This window comes from Bradyrhizobium sp. BRP56, from assembly GCF_020194035.1.
Classification (GTDB): domain Bacteria; phylum Pseudomonadota; class Alphaproteobacteria; order Rhizobiales; family Xanthobacteraceae; genus Bradyrhizobium; species Bradyrhizobium australafricanum.
The window spans coordinates 1-16,908 of record NZ_JADYVV010000019.1 but is presented as its reverse complement, the minus strand read 5'-3'; the positions used below and the strand labels follow the sequence as shown (position 1 = coordinate 16,908).

19 protein-coding genes are annotated in these 16,908 nt (G+C 64.4%); 11 read left to right on the top strand and 8 right to left on the bottom strand.

Annotated features, from left to right (window positions below; translation table 11 throughout):
• Positions 1–18: 18 nt before the first annotated feature.
• Genes secD through I6F38_RS15640 form a run of 4 tightly spaced genes read left to right on the top strand, consistent with a single transcriptional unit; the run spans position 19 to position 3,915 of the window.
• Positions 19–1,620 (top strand): protein translocase subunit SecD, encoded by a 1,602-nt coding sequence (gene secD / locus I6F38_RS15655; RefSeq protein WP_016846892.1) that lies wholly within the window; start codon positions 19–21, stop codon positions 1,618–1,620.
• A 10-nt stretch (positions 1,621–1,630) separates the two neighbouring features.
• Entirely contained in the window at positions 1,631–2,665 is a 1,035-nt protein-coding gene (gene secF / locus I6F38_RS15650; protein WP_225160971.1) for a protein translocase subunit SecF, read from the top strand.
• Between the two features lie 6 nt (positions 2,666–2,671).
• On the top strand, positions 2,672–3,055 hold the full coding sequence (locus tag I6F38_RS15645) for an MTH938/NDUFAF3 family protein (RefSeq protein ID WP_225160970.1): 384 nt from the start codon (positions 2,672–2,674) through the stop codon (positions 3,053–3,055).
• A complete protein-coding gene (locus I6F38_RS15640) occupies positions 3,052–3,915 on the top strand; it encodes a phytoene/squalene synthase family protein (RefSeq protein WP_225160969.1) in 864 nt (287 codons plus the stop codon). The genes I6F38_RS15645 and I6F38_RS15640 overlap by 4 nt, the downstream gene beginning before the upstream one ends.
• Here I6F38_RS15640 and I6F38_RS15635 read toward each other — a convergent pair.
• From I6F38_RS15635 to I6F38_RS15620, 4 genes are all read right to left on the bottom strand, one after another.
• The gene (locus I6F38_RS15635) at positions 3,912–4,196 is read right to left on the bottom strand and encodes a DUF1488 family protein (protein ID WP_168858625.1); all 285 of its coding nucleotides are present in this window, start codon (positions 4,194–4,196) and stop codon (positions 3,912–3,914) included. The two genes, I6F38_RS15640 and I6F38_RS15635, sit on opposite strands and share 4 nt — an antisense overlap.
• Positions 4,197–4,283: 87 nt before the next feature.
• Complete coding sequence (locus tag I6F38_RS15630; protein WP_225160968.1) at positions 4,284–5,387, bottom strand: serine/threonine protein kinase; 1,104 nt, start codon at positions 5,385–5,387, stop codon at positions 4,284–4,286.
• 5 nt (positions 5,388–5,392) lie between these two features.
• Positions 5,393–6,826, bottom strand: a complete 1,434-nt coding sequence (trmFO, locus tag I6F38_RS15625; protein WP_225160967.1) for a methylenetetrahydrofolate--tRNA-(uracil(54)-C(5))-methyltransferase (FADH(2)-oxidizing) TrmFO — start codon at positions 6,824–6,826, stop codon at positions 5,393–5,395.
• A 110-nt stretch (positions 6,827–6,936) separates the two neighbouring features.
• The gene (locus I6F38_RS15620) at positions 6,937–7,089 is read right to left on the bottom strand and encodes a DUF1127 domain-containing protein (RefSeq protein WP_016846063.1); all 153 of its coding nucleotides are present in this window, start codon (positions 7,087–7,089) and stop codon (positions 6,937–6,939) included.
• Between the two features lie 725 nt (positions 7,090–7,814).
• Between I6F38_RS15620 and I6F38_RS15615 the strand changes: the two genes are divergently transcribed.
• Positions 7,815–8,099: a hypothetical protein gene (locus I6F38_RS15615; protein ID WP_225160966.1), complete on the top strand. Its 285-nt coding sequence runs from the start codon at positions 7,815–7,817 to the stop codon at positions 8,097–8,099.
• 134 nt (positions 8,100–8,233) lie between these two features.
• On the opposite strand, the gene I6F38_RS15610 is transcribed toward I6F38_RS15615, so the two are convergent.
• The 3 genes from I6F38_RS15610 to I6F38_RS15600 all read right to left on the bottom strand — a co-directional run bounded on the left by I6F38_RS15610 (position 8,234) and on the right by I6F38_RS15600 (position 10,192).
• The gene (locus tag I6F38_RS15610) at positions 8,234–9,049 is read right to left on the bottom strand and encodes a lytic murein transglycosylase (protein ID WP_225160965.1); all 816 of its coding nucleotides are present in this window, start codon (positions 9,047–9,049) and stop codon (positions 8,234–8,236) included.
• 7 nt (positions 9,050–9,056) lie between these two features.
• On the bottom strand, positions 9,057–9,197 hold the full coding sequence (locus I6F38_RS15605; protein ID WP_156436338.1) for a hypothetical protein: 141 nt from the start codon (positions 9,195–9,197) through the stop codon (positions 9,057–9,059).
• An 83-nt stretch (positions 9,198–9,280) separates the two neighbouring features.
• On the bottom strand, positions 9,281–10,192 hold the full coding sequence (locus tag I6F38_RS15600; protein ID WP_057018609.1) for a DUF2189 domain-containing protein: 912 nt from the start codon (positions 10,190–10,192) through the stop codon (positions 9,281–9,283).
• 287 nt (positions 10,193–10,479) lie between these two features.
• Between I6F38_RS15600 and I6F38_RS15595 the strand changes: the two genes are divergently transcribed.
• Together I6F38_RS15595 and I6F38_RS15590 are read left to right on the top strand one after the other, a co-directional pair.
• Positions 10,480–10,893: a DUF3597 domain-containing protein gene (locus I6F38_RS15595; protein ID WP_212058276.1), complete on the top strand. Its 414-nt coding sequence runs from the start codon at positions 10,480–10,482 to the stop codon at positions 10,891–10,893.
• Between the two features lie 105 nt (positions 10,894–10,998).
• Positions 10,999–11,790, top strand: a complete 792-nt coding sequence (locus I6F38_RS15590) for a fumarylacetoacetate hydrolase family protein (RefSeq protein ID WP_069278405.1) — start codon at positions 10,999–11,001, stop codon at positions 11,788–11,790.
• A 274-nt stretch (positions 11,791–12,064) separates the two neighbouring features.
• Here I6F38_RS15590 and I6F38_RS15585 read toward each other — a convergent pair whose 3' ends face one another.
• Entirely contained in the window at positions 12,065–12,337 is a 273-nt protein-coding gene (locus tag I6F38_RS15585; protein ID WP_225160964.1) for a GNAT family N-acetyltransferase, read from the bottom strand.
• A 100-nt stretch (positions 12,338–12,437) separates the two neighbouring features.
• On the opposite strand from I6F38_RS15585, the gene I6F38_RS15580 reads away from it, so the two are divergent.
• From I6F38_RS15580 to I6F38_RS15565, 4 genes are all read left to right on the top strand, one after another.
• Positions 12,438–13,382 (top strand): tetratricopeptide repeat protein, encoded by a 945-nt coding sequence (locus tag I6F38_RS15580; RefSeq protein WP_225160963.1) that lies wholly within the window; start codon positions 12,438–12,440, stop codon positions 13,380–13,382.
• A gap of 180 nt (positions 13,383–13,562) precedes the next feature.
• Positions 13,563–13,964 (top strand): SPW repeat protein, encoded by a 402-nt coding sequence (locus I6F38_RS15575; protein ID WP_092083393.1) that lies wholly within the window; start codon positions 13,563–13,565, stop codon positions 13,962–13,964.
• A gap of 210 nt (positions 13,965–14,174) precedes the next feature.
• Complete coding sequence (locus I6F38_RS15570) at positions 14,175–15,815, top strand: acyl-CoA synthetase (RefSeq protein WP_225160962.1); 1,641 nt, start codon at positions 14,175–14,177, stop codon at positions 15,813–15,815.
• Positions 15,816–15,819: 4 nt separating this feature from the next.
• On the top strand, positions 15,820–16,695 hold the full coding sequence (locus I6F38_RS15565) for a DNA-binding protein (RefSeq protein ID WP_225160961.1): 876 nt from the start codon (positions 15,820–15,822) through the stop codon (positions 16,693–16,695).
• The last annotated feature ends 213 nt before the right edge of the window (positions 16,696–16,908 follow it).

Below are 16,908 nucleotides of genomic sequence, written 5' to 3'. Positions count from 1 at the left end.
ATCTGACGGGTCAACTCGATGTTGTATTTCACGCGGTGGCGAGCGCTGGGGATTATCCTGACAGCGCTGGTGGTCTGCCTGTGCGCCGTGCCCAATTTCTTCCCCGAAGCGCAGGTGAAGACCTGGCCGGCCTGGGCGCAGCGGCGCCTGGTCCTCGGCCTCGATTTGCAGGGCGGCTCCTATCTGCTGCTCGAAGTCGACTCCAACTACGTGAAGAAGGAGAAGCTCGACCAGATCCGCGACGATGTCCGGAAGGTGCTTCGTGAAGCCAAGATCGGCTACACCGGCCTCAACACGCGTAACGACGCGGTGGAAGTCCGCATCTCCAAGGAAGGCGACCAGGCGACGGCGCTGTCGAAGCTCCGCGAGCTGTCGCAGCCGCTCGGCGGCCTGCTCGGCTCCAGCGGCCAGCGCAGCCTCGAGGTTGCCGACGCCGGCGGCGGCCTGATCCGCCTGACGGTCCCGCAGGCCGCGATCACCGAGCGCATCCGGCAGACCATCGAGCAATCGATCCAGATCGTCGAACGGCGCGTCAACGAGCTCGGCACGGTCGAGCCGGTGATCCAGCGTCAGGGCACCGACCGCATCCTGGTCCAGGTGCCGGGCCTGCAGGATCCGACCCGCCTGAAGGAGCTGCTCGGCAAGACCGCCAAGATGGAATTCCGCATGGTCGACAGCTCGGTGTCGCCGGACCAGGCCCAGCAGGGCCGCCTGCCGCCGGACTCCGAGCTCTTGATGAGCGCGTCGCCGCCGCCGGTTCCTTATGTCGTCAAGAAGCAGGTTCTGGTTTCCGGAGGCGAGCTCTCCGATGCCCAGCCCGGCTTTGACCAGCGCACCGGCGAGGCGATCGTCAGCTTCAAGTTCAATACGTCGGGAGCGCGCAAATTTGCCCAGGCGACGGCCGAAAACGTCGGCCAGCCGTTTGCGATCGTGCTCGACAACAAGGTGATCTCGGCACCCGTGATCCGTGAGCCGATCACCGGCGGACAGGGCCAGATCTCCGGCAGCTTCACCGTGCAGTCGGCCAACGATCTGGCGATCCTGATGCGTGCCGGCGCGCTGCCGGCGCCGCTGACCGTGATCGAAGAGCGTACCGTCGGTCCCGGCCTCGGGCAGGACTCGATCGAGAAGGGCGAGCTCGCGGCCTATGTCGGCTCGATCCTGGTCATCGTGTTCATGCTGATCACCTATCGGCTGTTCGGCGTGTTCGCCAACATCGCGGTGGCGATCAACGTCGCCATGATTTTCGGACTGCTGTCGCTGCTCAACGCCACGCTGACGTTGCCGGGCATCGCCGGCATCGTGCTGACCGTCGGCATCGCGGTCGACTCCAACGTGCTGATCTACGAGCGCATCCGCGAGGAATTGCGCGGCGGCCGCAACGCGATCTCGGCGATCGACGCCGGCTTCAAGCGGGCATTGGCGACCATCCTCGACTCCAACATCACCACCTTCATCGCCGCCGCCGTGCTGTTCTACATCGGCACCGGACCGGTGCGCGGCTTTGCCGTGACGCTCGGCATCGGCATCATCACCACGGTGTTCACCGCATTTACGCTGACGCGCCTGATCGTCGCCGGCTGGGTGCGGTGGAAGCGGCCGCAAACCGTGCCGATCTGAGAGGCCTGTTGTGACTCATACCGTTCTCATTGGCCTTGGTATCCTGATTACCGTGCTGACCGTGGTCGCGGCGCTCGGCCTGCTGCCGGCGCTGCGCATCGTGCCTGACGACACGCATTTCGATTTCACCCGCTTTCGCCGCATCAGCTTCCCGATCTCGGCGCTGCTCTCGATCCTTGCCATCACGCTGTTCTTCACGCACGGCCTGAATTTCGGCATCGACTTCAAAGGCGGCACGTTGCTGGAGGTGCAGGCCAAGTCCGGCACCGCCGACATCGCCGCGATGCGCACCACCTTGAACGGCCTTGGCCTCGGCGAGGTGCAGCTGCAGCAGTTCGGCGATCCGGCGGAGGTCCTGATCCGCGTCGCCGAGCAGCCCGGCGGCGACAAGGCGCAGCAGGATGCGGTGACGAAAGTGCGCGGCGCGCTCGGCGAGTCCGTCGACTACCGTCGCGTCGAGGTGGTGGGACCGCGCGTCTCCGGCGAACTGCTGGCCTACGGCATGATCGGCCTGATGTTCGCGATCATGGGCATCCTGATCTACCTTTGGTTCCGGTTCGAATGGCAGTTCGCGCTCGGCGCCATGATCGCCAACGTCCACGACATCGTGCTCACGATCGGCTTCATGTCGATCACCCAGGTCGATTTCGACCTCACCAGCATCGCGGCGCTGCTGACGATTCTCGGTTATTCGCTCAACGATACCGTCGTCATCTACGATCGTATCCGCGAGATGCTGCGGCGCTACAAGAAGATGCCGATGCCGCAGCTGCTGAACGAATCGATCAACTCGACGCTGTCGCGCTCGATCATCACGCACGTCACCGTGACGCTGGCGCTGCTCGCACTGCTGCTGTTCGGCGGCCAGGCGATCCACAGCTTCACCGCGGTCATGATGTTCGGCGTGGTGCTGGTCGGCACCTACACCTCGATCTTCATCGCGGCGCCGATCCTGATCTATCTCGGTGTTCACACCACGCGGGGTGGAGAGGCGGCGCAGGACGCGCCGGCCAAGAAGCCGGACACGGCGGCAGCCAAGAAGTAGCCGATCATGAGCAACTCCTCGGACGCTCCCCATCTTCCGAGGTCGGCGCCGATCGAGGCCTACGGCAAAGGCGGCTTCGCGTTTGCCGATATGTCGCACCGCGGCTCGCTCCTGTGCCTGCCTGACTCGATCTGGGCCTGGCCGGTCACCAGACCGCAGGAGATCGACGAACACTCGCTGCAAAAGGTGTTCGCGGCCGCCAATGCGATCGACACGCTGATCGTCGGCACCGGCACCGACGTCTGGGTCCCGCCAAAGGGCCTGCGCGAGGCCCTGCGGGCCGTGCGGGTGGTGCTCGATCCGATGCAGACAGGACCCGCGATCCGCACCTACAACATCATGCTGGGCGAGCGGCGTCGCGTCGCGGCGGCGCTGATCGCGGTGCCATGAGCGCGACGGAGGCACCGAAGGACGGCGCGGCCTTCTGCGCCGATCTGGTGCGGAGCCATGACTTCGTGCGCTACGCGTCGACCTTGTTCCTGCCGGGGCCGGAACGGCGCGCGATGCTTGCGATCTACGCCTTCAACATTGAGGTCTCGCGCGTGCACGAGCAGGTCAGCCAGCCGCTGCCCGGCGAGATGCGGCTGCAATGGTGGACCGACATGCTCGCCGGCACGGGCCATGGCGGCGTCGAGGGCAATCCGGTCGCGGCAGAACTGCTGCACACGATCCGCAATCACCGTCTGCCGGTCTCGCCATTCTCGCTGTTGGTCGAGGAGCACCAGTTCGATCTCTACAACGACCCGATGCCTTCGCTGACCGCGCTCGAGGGCTATCTCGACGCCACGGCCTCAGTGCTGTTCTCGCAGGCCACGCGCGTGGTGGCGCGGCCGTCGGAGGCGATCGATCACCTGGCCCGTCATGCGGGTCTTGCCCAGGGCATGGCGCAGGTCATCGCTTCGCTCGGCCGCGACGCCTCACGGCAGCAGCTGTTTCTGCCGTTGCAGCTGCTGCAGCAGCACGGCGGCGGCAAGGAGGAGGTGTTTGCCGGCAAGGTGACGCCGAACATCCGTGCCGCGATCGATCAGCTTGCGGACGAGGCCCAGGGCCATCTCAAGACCGCATTCGGACTGCTTGCGGATGTCCCGTCCGGCGTGAGGCCGATCTTTCTGCCGCTCGCCCATGTCAGGCGCGAGCTGAACCGGGCGAGGAGGGACGACTACGACCCGTTCCTGCCGAAGCCGGTTTCGCGCCTGCGCACGCTCTGGACGTTGTGGCGAGCCACGCGCACGGGGGAGTTCGGTCGCTAGCTCTGCTCTTTCGGGATGTGCTTGGTGAAGATCCGGATCGTTCTGCCTTTGACCATCGGGCCGCTGTCATAGATGTCGGATGCGATCTGTTCGACCGCGTCGCGCAGCGCAACGAACTGGGCTTGCCGCGCCATGCTCGCCGTTCCACGCGTGCCGGCCAGCTCGTCCAACGCGGCGTCGCTGATCTGGCATTCGATTTCCTGGTCGCCGTTCATCATGGTGAATCCGAACGCCAGTCGTTCGGAATCGTATCCCCCGATCCGGCCACGGGTGAGTGGCATTAAACTTGTCCCTTGAGCGCGCTACCCCTCGCAAAGAGTGAAGCTTCGCGCCGCGTTTGTCGAGGGCCACGCGCCGACAAGCGCGCTCTAACCCGCCGGCCGGTCCATCTCGGCGACTTCAAAATTGAAGCGGTCGCGCAGATTCTTGCGTTGCTCGAGGATGTCCTTGAGGAACTCGCGATCGGCGTCGCTGCGCATCATCGGTTCGATCAGGTCGATCTGGTTCATGGCGACGAGCTGCAGGATTTCGGTGCGCGGCTTGCCGGCGGCATCGCGCGGCAGCGCATGCACGACCTGGATGTGTTCGGGCGGCTTGACGCCCCTGGCCGCGGTAAGTTCATTGCGCAGCGTCTTTTCCAGCGCGGACTGGTCCGCCTCGACGAAGGCGTAGAGTCCGACGCCGACGCGCCGGTCGGCAAAGGCGACGATCGCGGTGTCGCGCACCTGCGGATTCTTGCGGATCAGATCGATCAATACCGGGGCGTCGTTGACCAGCCTCCGGCCGCCGCCTTCGCGGTCGGTGAAATTGAAGATGCCGCGCGTGATCGCCTGATAGACCCTCTTGCCAGTCTTGAGCCAGATGCTGGCGACCGCGGACTTCTTTGCGAGCACCTTGCGCTCTTTCGGCGTCAACGCCTCCGGCGCGTAGCTGCGCTTGTGCTTCAACAGATGCCGCAGATCCTCATAGGCGGCGATGCGGAACAGTCGGCTGCGGGTCTTGAAGCAGGCGGCAAGCTGGAAGTCGGTGAGGTAGGCGCGGCCATCGCGGCCGACCAGCCAGTTCTGCTCCTTGGCGAGATCGTTGTGGCAGATGCCGGCGCGATGCAGCTTGCGCAACGCGGCCTTGGCGGAACGAAAATAGGCGACGTCGCCGTGCGGCTTCGCTAGATGCAGCGCCGCGCCGTCGATGAAGCCACGCACCAGCGCGCGACGGCCGGCCCACAACAGCTTCGGCCCGACGTCGAGGTCGCGCGCCAAGGTCAGCGCGCGGCGCTCGCGGGAGAACAGATGCAGCGCCAGGGCGAACGACCAGAACGGCACCTGATCGAGCCGGCGGAGCACGCCGTCGACCTCGCCGTCATCGGCGCGGAAGCGGCCGCGCTCGACGGTCGAGAACACGTCGCGCTTGAGCAGCACGCCCTGGCTCCACCGCACCGACAGGGTGGCGTCATCGTCTTTCGGCAAGCTCATGACTGTCAGGCCGCTGCCGCAACGCGCAGATGCTCTGCGATCCAGTGGTCGAGATCGGCGAGAGCGCGCGCGCTGATCGCCTGCTTTTTGGCGACGGTCTTCTCGTTGCCGCGCAGCCGCGAGCCGTCGGGCTTCTTGGTCGGCGCACTGGCCAGCGGCGGGAACAGACCGAAATTGATGTTCATCGGCTGGAACGAGCGCGAGCCGGCCTCGATCGTTTCGATGTGGCCACCGGTGATGTGGCCGAGCAGCGCGCCGAGCGCGGTCGTCGCGGGCGGCGGCGTCAGCGCGGCACCACGCATGTCGGCGGCGGCGCAAAGGCCGGCGATCAGGCCGACGCTGGCCGACTCGACGTAACCCTCGCAGCCCGTCATCTGCCCGGCGAAGCGCAGCCGCGGCTGCGCGCGCAGACGCAACTGCCCGTCGAGCAGCTTCGGCGAATTCAGGAAGGTGTTGCGATGCAGGCCGCCGAGGCGGGCGAACTCCGCGTTCTCGAGGCCGGGGATCGTGCGGAACACGCGCTGCTGCGCGCCGTGCTTCAGCTTGGTCTGGAAGCCGACGATGTTGTAGAGCGTGCCGAGCTTGTTGTCCTGCCGCAGCTGGACGATCGCATACGGCTTGACCGTCGGGTTGTGCGGATTGGTCAATCCCACCGGCTTCATCGGCCCGTGCCGCAGCGTCTCGTGACCGCGCTCGGCCATCACCTCGACCGGCAGGCAGCCGTCGAAATAGGGCGTGTTGGTCTCCCAGTCCTTGAAGTCGACCTTCTCGCCGTCGAGCAGCGCCGCGACGAAGGCGTCATACTGGTCCTTCGTCATCGGGCAGTTGATGTAGTCGGCGCCGGTGCCGCCGGGGCCGATCTTGTCGTAGCGCGACTGAAACCAGGCCACCGACATGTCGATCGAATCCTTGTGCACGATCGGCGCGATCGCGTCGAAGAATGCCAGCGCGCTCTCGTCGGTCAGCTGCCTGATGGCGTCGGCAAGCGGTGCCGAGGTGAGGGGGCCGGTCGCGACGATGACGTTGCTCCAGTCGGTCGGCGGCAGCCCTGCGACTTCCTCTCGGCTGATCTCGATCAGTGGATGTTCGTTGAGCGCCTTGGTGACGGCGGCCGAAAAGCCGTCGCGGTCGACCGCCAGCGCGCCGCCGGCGGGCACCTGGTTGGCGTCGGCCGAGCGCATGATCAGGGAGCCCAGCCGCCGCATCTCCGCGTGCAGCAGCCCGACCGCGTTGTTGGCGGCATCGTCGGAGCGGAAGGAGTTCGAGCAGACCAGTTCGGCGCAGCCTTCGGTCCGATGCGCCTCGGTCATCCGGTGCGGGCGCATTTCGTGCAGCACGGCGCGTACGCCGGCATTGGCGACCTGCCAGGCGGCTTCCGAGCCGGCGAGCCCCGCGCCCACGATGTGCACGGGTTGGGAAGAAGATTGATGCGGTGTCATCGCGCAGCGTTAGCGCGTTTTGATCTCACATGCATCTGAAACCGCACCACAAACGACAACGCCCGCTGTGGAAGCGGGCGTTATCCGTTCAGAAGATGGCTTGCGGCCGATTAGCCGTTGTAGGTGCCGGCGGCAACGCGCGGAATGTCCGAGCGGTCGAGGCCGATATCGGCGAGTTCGCGATCGCTGAGCTGGGACAGTTCGCTGACATTGCGCTGATAATCCCGGAAAGCCTGGATCATGCGGATGAGCGAGAGCAACATGGTAGTCTCCTAGTAATTCAGATTCAGCTTTTCCAAAGCCTCATCGTTGAAGTGAATATAGATGATATAGTGCAGTGCGGTAGTTCCGATGTTGCGATGCAGCTAAGCTCAAAACGCATAGCGGCGGTAAGTTCCGGTTAACCGTTTGGCGCATCGAGCCAGGTCCGGTGGACCAAAGTTCCGCAGAGTCGGACGACGGCGCAAAAATCTTCTTGAGATCAGTGAGTTAGAAGAATGGTGGTGGCTTGAACTACGCCGTTCATATGGTAATTACGGACCGTTCGGTCAAGGGATGACGCGCGTCTGACGCCAGATCACGGCGGCGTGGTTCCATGCGTGATTCGCATGCGGAATATTGCTGTATGAATGATTTAATATTCATAGCATGATGGGGCGGCCACACCTAGGCGGACGCAGCGTCAATCAGTCGCATTGACTTCGGAGGTAATTCGGTCCTCCCGTCCGCTCAGATTTTCGCCTGCCGCGCGAACGCGCTGCTGATTATCGGAAGTGCAGCTCGATTAAAGTGAACGCATCGAGCAAAGCTATTGCGGCGCCGCTTCCTTACCGACATGTAATCAAAACACTATGCAACGCATGCGCGATGCGCGCGCAGCGCTCATCACGTTTGTATCGCGCGAAGTTCATTCTGAACGGTGCCGGGAACAGCGAATAATCGTTCCGCAGATTCCGCAATCACGCTGGGATCTGTCCAAGAACAACAGATGGATCATCCCATGATTAAGACATTGATCGCAGCAGTCACCGTGGCTGCCGTTGCCTACGCTTTCGCTCCCGCTCAGGCCGCGCATCGTCATCACGCGGGCCTCGGCTGCAGCAGTGCCAATCTCGGCAAGACCGAAGCTGCAGTCGAAGCTATGGCTGACAATGAGGTCAAATTCGCGGCGGAGAAGGAAGTCTCGCTCGCTCAGGACGCGATGCTGAACAACAAGTGGGGCGCTTGCGGCGCGCATCTCAGCAAGGCTGCCGAAGCCAGCATGGCGAAGTAGGTTTTGATCATAGCGATAAGGGCCGATTGCCTGGGGCAGTCGGCCCTTTTTGATTCATCCGTAGCTGGACCAGCTTTGATCTAGTCAGAGCAGAAGGTTGGCCTCGCTGCGCGGCTCAAGCTGGTGTGAAAGCGCTACGGAGCCTTGGCGAGTTGGGTGGCGAAGTAGCCGATCGTCTTGGCGTAGACCTCGCTCTTGTTCCACTGCTGGATCACCGCAAAATTCTCGCTGCCGGGCTCCCAGCCCTTGCCCTTCTTCCAGCCATAGCTCTTCAGGTAGTTCGCCGTCGACGCCAGCACGTCGGGCACGTTGTGCAGGAGGTCGCGCTTGCCGTTGCCGTCAAAGTCGACCGCAAACTTGATGTAGGACGACGGCATGAATTGAGTCTGGCCGATCTCGCCGGCCCACGCGCCGCGCATCTCCTGCGGCGGCAGATCGCCGCGCTCGACGATGCGCAAGGCATCCATCAACTCGGCCTTGAACATGTCGGAGCGGCGGCAATCATAGGCGAGCGTCGCCAGTGAACGTATGGTCGGAAACTTTCCGGTGTTGACGCCGAAATCGGTCTCCAGTCCCCAGATCGCGACCAGGATTTCGCCCGGTACGCCGTAGGTCTCCTCGATTCGCGACAGCACCGAGCCGTAGCGCTTCATCATGTCGGAGCCGCGGTTGAGCCGCGGAGGCACCATGCGGCCCGAGAATTGCTCGAAGGTCTGGCTGAACACCTGCTGCGAATGGTCGCGGGCGAGGATCGCCTTGTCCTGCGTGACGCCAGCCAGCCCGGCCTGGATCGCGTTCTGCGAAATGCCCTTCGTCGCAGCCTCTTTCTTGAAATCGTCGAGCCAGGATTCGAACGTGCCCGTGCCGCATTGAGCGGCCAGCGCCGATGCCGTCGAGGTCAGGAGCCACGCGCCGACGGCGAGCGTGCGAAAGCAAGAGCGAGAGGTCATAGGCAATTCACTCCGGGGTCTGCGATGTCATCGATTGGTCGCGCAAGGCGGCGGGTATGTTCGCGGCAACAGCGGCCAAAACAAGGCTCGTGACCGAGCCGCTTTTTCTCAGGCCGCGCTGCAAATGCCACGCCAGTTTCACACCCATTTGACGATCCTGAACGACAAACCGCCGACCGAACATATCGGCCGGCGGTTGCTTTGACGTTTACGAATCCGGGTTAGCGGCGCTTAGCCGCGATCGCTGCGCCGCCACGGAAACAAATTGGCCGGGAAGTCCGCGGCGGGCTTGCGCTCGCGCGGTTCGGGGATCACCGGTCGCGCATTCGGATCCTTGACGATGACCTCGCGATAGAGATGCCAGGTGGCGTGACCGAGCAGCGGGATCACCACGGCAAGCCCGAGGAAGAACGGGATCGTGCCCAGCACCAGCAGCACCGCGACGATCAGGCCCCAGGCCGCCATCGGCACCGGGTTCTGTGCGACGGCGCGCATCGACGTCACCATGGCTTCGCCGGCGGTCGCCTGGCGGTCGAGCATCATGGGGAAGGCGATCACGCTGATGCAAAGCGCGACGAGCGCGAACAGGAAGCCGACGCCGCAGCCGACCACGACGAGCCACCAGCCTTGCTGGGTGGTCAGCACGCGCGCGGCAAAATCGGGAATGTTGGCCGCGGTCTCATAGCCGAACACCGCCGTGTAGATCGCCTGGGCGGTGGCGATCCAGGTCACGAACAGCGCGAACAGCAGCGTTCCGACCCCAAGCATCGCGCCGAATGACGGTGAGCGGAATACCTCCATGGCGTCCCACGCAGATGCTTCCCCGCCGTCCTCGCGGCGGCGGCTCATCTCGTAGAGGCCGATGGCGGCAAACGGGCCGAGCAGGGCAAAGCCCGCGGCCAGCGGAAACAGCAGGGGCAGCACGGAATAGCCGTGCACCGTGCGCGCAAGCACGAGGCCGAGCACAGGATAGATCAGGCAGAGGACGATGGCGTGACTTGGCACCGCCTTGAAGTCTTCCCAGCCGAGACGCAGCGCATGATGCAAATCGGACAAGCCGATGGTGCGGATGACCGGCGCAGACGCGGCGCCTTGTCCGCTCTGCGTCATCGAACTGACATTGCCTTGGTATGACGTGGCCATGATCGTTGTCTCCCTCTGGGCGGTCGCATCTGGCGCCCGGCATGCGGGCACAAACCTGCCGCTTCTCGAAGCGATCACGATCAAGCCAGACGCGAAAGACAGAGCAGGGAACTGGCCGTGTCGCGAACTGTAAAACGAGGGTACTCCCAAACTGTGCCAAAAGCACTCACGCTTAAGTGAATGTCGCATTGGCAAGCTATGGAGGGGGCGATAGACTTGAACTGCGACCTCGGTCAGGCGCCCAAGGCCGTCTGGCCTTCACATCTCAACTCTCTTGGGAGCGAACGATGAGCATTTTCGGAAAAATCATGGGCGCGATCTTCGGCAGTAGCGCCACCGCTGCGCCCGCCGGCGGAACGGCCACAAGCGCAGCTCCCGCCGGTGGATCCGGCAGCGCATCGTCGTCTCCTGCCGCAGTGCCCGCCGGCGCGGCGCCGGCGCAGTCCGTTGACGTCGCCCCGATCCTCGACAAGGCGGTTGCCGCCAAGGGCGAGAAGCTCGAGTGGCGGACCTCGATCGTCGACCTGATGAAGGCGCTCGACATCGACTCCAGCCTGTCGGCCCGCAAGGAGCTCGCCAAGGAGCTCGGCTACACCGGCGACACAAACGATTCCGCCAGCATGAACATCTGGCTGCACAAGCAGGTGATGACCAAGCTCGCGGCCAATGGCGGCAAGCTGCCCCCCGACATCAAGCACTGACGGGATCATCCTTCCGCGCATAGAAAGGGCCCGCACCGACGCGGGCCCTTTTTTATCGATCGGCGAACATCTATAGATCGGCCAACAACAACAAGGAGAACGCCCATGACTGATCTCGATCGCCGGACGATGCTTGCGACCGGCGCCCTCGCACTGGCCGGCGCCGCCGCGCAATCCGCGCCTGCCCATGCCGAGGCCGCGCCTAAGGCGATGTTTCCGGTCGCGGCCGTGACGATCCCGATCGTCGGCGCCAGCGAGGTGTTCCAGGTTCGCCGCATCTACTGCATCGGCCGCAACTACGCCGCGCACGCCATCGAGCGCGGTTCGGATCCGACGCGCGAGCCGCCGTTCTTCTTCCAGAAGCCGACGGATGCGATCCAGAATGTCGCGATCGGCACCGTCGCCGATCATCCCTACCCGTCGCTGACCAAGAACTATCACCACGAGGTCGAACTGGTCGCCGCCCTGAAATCCGGCGGCACCAATATTCCGGCCGACAAGGCGCTCGATCACGTCTATGGCTACGCGCTCGGCCTCGACATGACGCGGCGCGATTTGCAGAACGGCATGGCCGCGGAGAAGAAGCCGTGGGAGATCGGCAAGAGCTTTGACCATGCCGCGGTGCTCGGGCCGATCCATCCGGCTGATAAGACCGGCCATTTCACGCAAGGGGCGATCTCGCTCGCGATCAACGGCACGGTGCGACAAAGCTCGGATCTGAAGAACATGATCTGGAGCGTCGCCGAGCAGATCGCAAAGCTGTCCGAGGCATTCGAGCTGAAGGCCGGCGACATCATCTATTCGGGTACGCCGGAAAATGTCGGCCCGGTGGTCAAGGGCGACGTGCTGCTGTGCAAGCTCGAGGGCCTGCCCGACATGTCGATCAAGATCGTCTGACGAACGCGGCGCAAAAGCGTTTTCGAGCGAATTGGATACCGGTTCGCGTAAAGAAAACGCGTCATAAGGAACAGCTAGAGCCCCTTTCCGATTCCAACGGAACAGAACGGGCTCTAGTGTCCCGAATCTGAAGTTCGCATCATTTGCCGCACCTTCGGAGCGAACTTCGGATTCGATAAGGACACTAGCAAACTTATGATTCTAGTGTGCTTTATGAATGCGAAGTTCGTGAAAGTGGCTGCCGCGAAATCGCACGAACTTCGCATTCAGCACACTAGCCGGCAAGGTCCGCGTATTCCGGATGCTTGTTGAGGTAATCCACCACGAAACCGCAGCCGGCGATCACCTTGCGGCCGTCGGCGCGGATCAGATCCAGCGCACCCTTGACCAGCTCCGATGCGATGCCGCGGCCGCGCAGGGCGCGCGGTGTCGCGGTATGGGTGATGATGACGGCCGCGGGCGTCCGCCGGTAGTTCGCAAAAGCGAGGCCGCCCTCGGTGTCGAGTTCGAAGCGGTTTTGGTCCCTGTTGTCGCGGACGGCGGCCATCGCAAAATCCCGGTTGATTCGCAGGGCCTGATGTAAGCGTGTGAACCCGGCGATGCAAAGCCGCGACCAACCCGCAAATTGGCATTTGTGGATTGACGATATGCGCATTTTGGCCTGCCTGACCGCCGTATTGCTCGGCGCCGCCCTGACGCTTCCAGACCCGCCGCAAGCCGCCGCCGGCGACGATCCGAGCTGGCAGACCTGCGTCGACCTGACGACGGCACCCGGCGACCGCGTGGTCGCCTGCACCACGGTGATCGACGGCAAGACCGAGACCGGCAAGCGGCTGGCCGGGGCGTATTGCAATCGCGGCCATGGGCTGACCGAGAAGCGCGAGCTCGATGCAGCGCTCGCCGATCTCAACGAGGCCATCAAGCTCGATCCCGCCTATGCCTGCGCCTACACCAATCGCGGCCGCGTCTACGCTTTCAAGCGCGATCTCGATCATGCGATTGCCGATTACGACGAGGCGATCCGCATCGATCCGGCGTTCGCGCTGGCCTACAACAATCGCGGCGATGCCTGGCTCAACAAGGGCGATCTCGACCGCGCGCTGGCCGACCTCAGCCTCGCTATCAAATACAATCCGCAGCTCGCCACCGCCTACGGCAATCGCGGGTTCGTCTACTACCGCAAGCGCGACGCGGCGCATGCGATCGCCGACTTCACCACCGAGATCAAGCTCGAGCCCAACGTGCTCGCCTACATCAATCGAGGTAATGTCTATCGCGATACCGAGCAGCTCGATCGCGCCGCCGCCGACTATGGCGAGGCTGCGAGGATCGCGCCGACCGATGCGCGCGGCTGGCGTAACCGCGGCATGATCCGTCTCTTTCAAGGGGACAACAAGGGCGGGCTCGCCGATTACGACAAGGCGCTGCAATACGATCCGAACGACGTCTATTCCTGGAATAATCGCGGCCAGGCCAAGCTGCGGCTCGGCGACAAGAAGGGGGCGGCGGCCGATTTCCGCAAGGCGCTCGAGCTGCAGCCCGATTTGCAGAGCGCCAAGGGAGCGCTGGCGCGGCTCGGCGGAGCGCGTTGACATCTTGCCGGCAACGATCGCTCCTGCCGCGTCGCACGCACGGGGGATAGGCCTTGCGGATGGATGCAGTTCGATTACGTTTGATGACAGACATACGCCCCTGATGCGGCTGGATGGTCGTCTGGTACGGAGTGGCGGAGCCGGCCGCCGACGTATGCCTCTTGTCGGAGGAGGTTCGTCATGTCGGACAATCGTTTCTTCAACACACACCGTCCCTGGGAGGACTGGTTCGGCATGCTGCTCGGCGTGCTGATCATGGTCTCTCCCTGGTTTCCGATGCAGGTGAGCGGCGCCGTCGATATCGAGCGCAGCCACCTCGTCCTCAACAGCTTCATGGTCGGCATGCTGGTGCTCGGCATCGCCCAGCTCGAATATGTCGCGCTGCACCGCTGGGAGGAGGTGGCCAGCATCCTGCTCGGTCTCTGGCTGATTGCATCGCCCATGGTCTTTGGTTACGCCGAGGACCACGCGCTGCAGTTCTGGCACATCCTGCTCGGCGCGCTGGTCGCCTTTATAGGCGCGTTGCAGCTGTGGCAGGACTGGAACCTGAGCGAGCAGGAACTCGCCAAGCACCCGCAGTAGCGGGCTGGGCAGAAAACAACGGGTTGACCGCCGCCGGCGCGCGGTATCATCGGGCAGCGCCCGGCGGGCCTTGCCGAAGGCGGCGGCTTGGCGATAAACCGGGCGGTACCAATCCCTTGCGGCGCTTGAAGACGCCCGGTTCTGACCGAGGAAACACCCGATGACCGTCCTGACCTTGCCCTGTCTGTTGTGCGTATCGGCGGGGCGGCAATGAGCGGGACGGCTGCTGCCGCGCCGCGCGGCGGGATCGCGCGGGTATCGCGCCGGGTGATGAACCTCGCCTACATCCTGACCCAGAACGCCCGCCGCCACGGCGATCGCCCCGGCTTCATCTGGAACGAGAAGGCTTGGTCCTGGCGCCATATCGACCAGAACGTCTCGGCGCTGGCGGCGGCATTGGCGGCGCGTGGCATCGTCAAGGGCGACCGCATCCTGGTGCATTCCAAGAACTGCGACGAGATGTTCTGGTCGATGTTCGCGGCCTTCCGGCTCGGCGCGGTCTGGGTGCCGACCAATTTCCGCCTGATGCCGGACGAGGTCGCCTATCTCGCGGCGGCCTCCGGCGCCAAGGCGTTTCTGTGCCACGCCGACTTCCCCGAACATGCCAAGGCGGCCGCCAATCCCGCGCTCGAATTCGTCTGGCAGATCGGGGAGGAGGGCACGTTCGGCGAGGCGACGCTCGGCGACGTCATCGCCAAGCACGCCGGCGCTGTGGTCGAGAACGTTGCCGTCGACTATGACGATCCCTGCTGGTTCTTCTTCACCTCCGGCACCACCGGCCGCTCGAAGGCCGCGGTCTTGACCCATGGCCAGATGGCCTTCGTCATCACCAACCATCTCGCCGACTTGATGCCCGGCACCACGGAAGAGGACGCCTCGCTGGTGGTGGCGCCGCTGTCGCATGGCGCCGGCGTACATCAATTGGTGCAGACCGCGCGCGGCGTGCCGACCATCCTGCTGCCGTCGGAGAAGTTCGACATCGCCGAAGCCTTCCGGCTGATCGCCAAGCATCGCGTCAGCAACATGTTCACGGTGCCGACCATCCTGAAGATGATGGTCGAGCATCCCGCCGCCGACCAGCACGACCATTCCTCGCTGCGCTACATCATCTACGCCGGCGCGCCGATGTATCGCGAGGACCAGAAGGCGGCGCTGAACAAGCTCGGCGGCGTGCTGGTGCAGTATTTCGGTCTCGGTGAGGTCACCGGCAACATCACGGTGCTGCCGCCCGGCCTGCACGATCCCGAGGACGGGCCGCATGCGCGGATCGGCACTTGCGGCTTCGAGCGCACCGGGATGCAGGTCTCGATCCAGGGCGACGATGGAAGCGAGCTGAAGGCGCACGAGACCGGCGAGATCTGCGTGATCGGTCCCGGCGTGTTCGCGGGCTACTACGACAATCCCGAGGCCAACGCGAAGGCGTTTCGCGACGGCTGGTTCCGCACCGGCGACCTCGGTCACATGGACGAGGAGGGCTTCGTCTACATCACCGGCCGCGCCTCCGACATGTACATCTCGGGCGGCTCCAATATCTATCCGCGCGAGATCGAGGAGAAGCTCTTGACCCATCCCGCGGTCGGCGAGGTCGCGGTGCTCGGCGTGCCCGATTCCTTCTGGGGCGAGGTCGGCGTCGCCGTCTGCGTCGCGCGCGAGGGCGCCGAGGCGGTCGCGGAGGCGGAGCTTGCCGCCTATCTCGCGCCAAAAGTGCCGCGCTACAAGATGCCGAAACGCTTCTTCTTCTGGGAGGCGCTGCCGAAGTCCGGCTACGGCAAGGTGCCGAAGCGGCTGATCCGTGACGAGCTCGAGGCGCGCGGGCTGCTCGAAGTGATCGCCAAATCGACGGGCGCGTGAGGCGATGCGCAGCATCGCCCAGCCTGGCGCTCCGCATCCAGAGCGCATCCAATGGGTCAGCGCGCGCGGCCGCGCCTATTCATTCGTGCTCGAGGCCGGCATTCCCTTGCTCGAAGCCGTGCGCCGCGGCTTTGCGGCGGAGGGCTTTTGCAGCGGCGTCCTGAGCGCGAAAAGCGGCGCGCTCGGGCCGTTCGCCTATGTGATGCCGGCGCTGTCGAAGGATGGCGTCAACGCCGCGTTCTACAGCGACACGTTCCGTCCCGACGGCGTGACGCGGCTCAAGCTCGCGGCGCTGACCTTCGGCGAACGCGACGGCGCGCCGTTCTTTCATTGCCACGGCCTCTGGACTGAGGCCGACGGCCGTTTCAACGGCGGCCACGTGCTGCCGGACGAAACCATTGTCGCCGAGCCTTTCGAGGTGAACGCGTTCGGGATCGACGGCGCGACGTTCCTGGCCGAAGCGGACAGCGAGACCAATTTCAAGCTGTTCGGTCCCGTCGCCAGCGCGCCGCGCGGGGCGAAGACCACGAGCCATGCCTTCGCGCTGCGGCTGCGGCCGAACCAGGATTTTGCCTGCGCGCTGGAAGGCTTCTGCCGCCAGCACGGCATCCTGCGCGCACGGCTGCATGGCGGCGTCGGCTCGACCATCGGCGCCGTCCTCACCGACGGCCACAGCGTGGTGCCGTTCGCGACCGAGCTTGCGGTGACCGCGGGCGAGATCGCACCGGACGCGGATGGCCGGCTGCATGCCGAGCTCGACATCGCACTGGTCGACTATCTCGGCGGCATCGCCGAGGGACGCCTGGTGCGCGGCGACAATCCGGTGCTGATGACGATGGAACTGGCGCTGGAGGTGCTGGAGGAGGCGGAGCAGCCGTAGGGCGGGCGCTTTCTCCCGGCGGTCGTCCTGGCGTTCGCCGGAGCCGATATCGCGCCGCGGCCTCCGCTGTCGTCCCTGCGAAAGCACTAGCGTGTCTACACGGTTTTGGGGCGCGACAGATTGACTCGGTGCAGCAAGAAGTGGCGTCTCTGCAGCATGTTGTATGATTCTCTCACTGGCGCTTTGATTCGAAGGAGCGCCAGCGATGCAGCC

Excerpts from the sequence above, each read along its gene's own strand:
- secD (WP_016846892.1), top strand. The coding sequence starts at position 19 with ATGTTGTATTTCACGCGGTGGCGAGCGCTGGGGATTATCCTGACAGCG.
- I6F38_RS15645 (WP_225160970.1), top strand. The coding sequence starts at position 2,672 with ATGAGCAACTCCTCGGACGCTCCCCATCTTCCGAGGTCGGCGCCGATC.
- I6F38_RS15640 (WP_225160969.1), top strand. The coding sequence starts at position 3,052 with ATGAGCGCGACGGAGGCACCGAAGGACGGCGCGGCCTTCTGCGCCGAT.
- I6F38_RS15635 (WP_168858625.1), bottom strand. The coding sequence starts at position 4,196 with ATGCCACTCACCCGTGGCCGGATCGGGGGATACGATTCCGAACGACTG.
- I6F38_RS15630 (WP_225160968.1), bottom strand. The coding sequence starts at position 5,387 with ATGAGCTTGCCGAAAGACGATGACGCCACCCTGTCGGTGCGGTGGAGC.
- trmFO (WP_225160967.1), bottom strand. The coding sequence starts at position 6,826 with ATGACACCGCATCAATCTTCTTCCCAACCCGTGCACATCGTGGGCGCG.
- I6F38_RS15620 (WP_016846063.1), bottom strand. The coding sequence starts at position 7,089 with ATGTTGCTCTCGCTCATCCGCATGATCCAGGCTTTCCGGGATTATCAG.
- I6F38_RS15615 (WP_225160966.1), top strand. The coding sequence starts at position 7,815 with ATGGATCATCCCATGATTAAGACATTGATCGCAGCAGTCACCGTGGCT.
- I6F38_RS15610 (WP_225160965.1), bottom strand. The coding sequence starts at position 9,049 with ATGACCTCTCGCTCTTGCTTTCGCACGCTCGCCGTCGGCGCGTGGCTC.
- I6F38_RS15605 (WP_156436338.1), bottom strand. The coding sequence starts at position 9,197 with ATGGGTGTGAAACTGGCGTGGCATTTGCAGCGCGGCCTGAGAAAAAGC.
- I6F38_RS15600 (WP_057018609.1), bottom strand. The coding sequence starts at position 10,192 with ATGGCCACGTCATACCAAGGCAATGTCAGTTCGATGACGCAGAGCGGA.
- I6F38_RS15595 (WP_212058276.1), top strand. The coding sequence starts at position 10,480 with ATGAGCATTTTCGGAAAAATCATGGGCGCGATCTTCGGCAGTAGCGCC.
- I6F38_RS15590 (WP_069278405.1), top strand. The coding sequence starts at position 10,999 with ATGACTGATCTCGATCGCCGGACGATGCTTGCGACCGGCGCCCTCGCA.
- I6F38_RS15585 (WP_225160964.1), bottom strand. The coding sequence starts at position 12,337 with ATGGCCGCCGTCCGCGACAACAGGGACCAAAACCGCTTCGAACTCGAC.
- I6F38_RS15580 (WP_225160963.1), top strand. The coding sequence starts at position 12,438 with ATGCGCATTTTGGCCTGCCTGACCGCCGTATTGCTCGGCGCCGCCCTG.
- I6F38_RS15575 (WP_092083393.1), top strand. The coding sequence starts at position 13,563 with ATGTCGGACAATCGTTTCTTCAACACACACCGTCCCTGGGAGGACTGG.
- I6F38_RS15570 (WP_225160962.1), top strand. The coding sequence starts at position 14,175 with ATGAGCGGGACGGCTGCTGCCGCGCCGCGCGGCGGGATCGCGCGGGTA.
- I6F38_RS15565 (WP_225160961.1), top strand. The coding sequence starts at position 15,820 with ATGCGCAGCATCGCCCAGCCTGGCGCTCCGCATCCAGAGCGCATCCAA.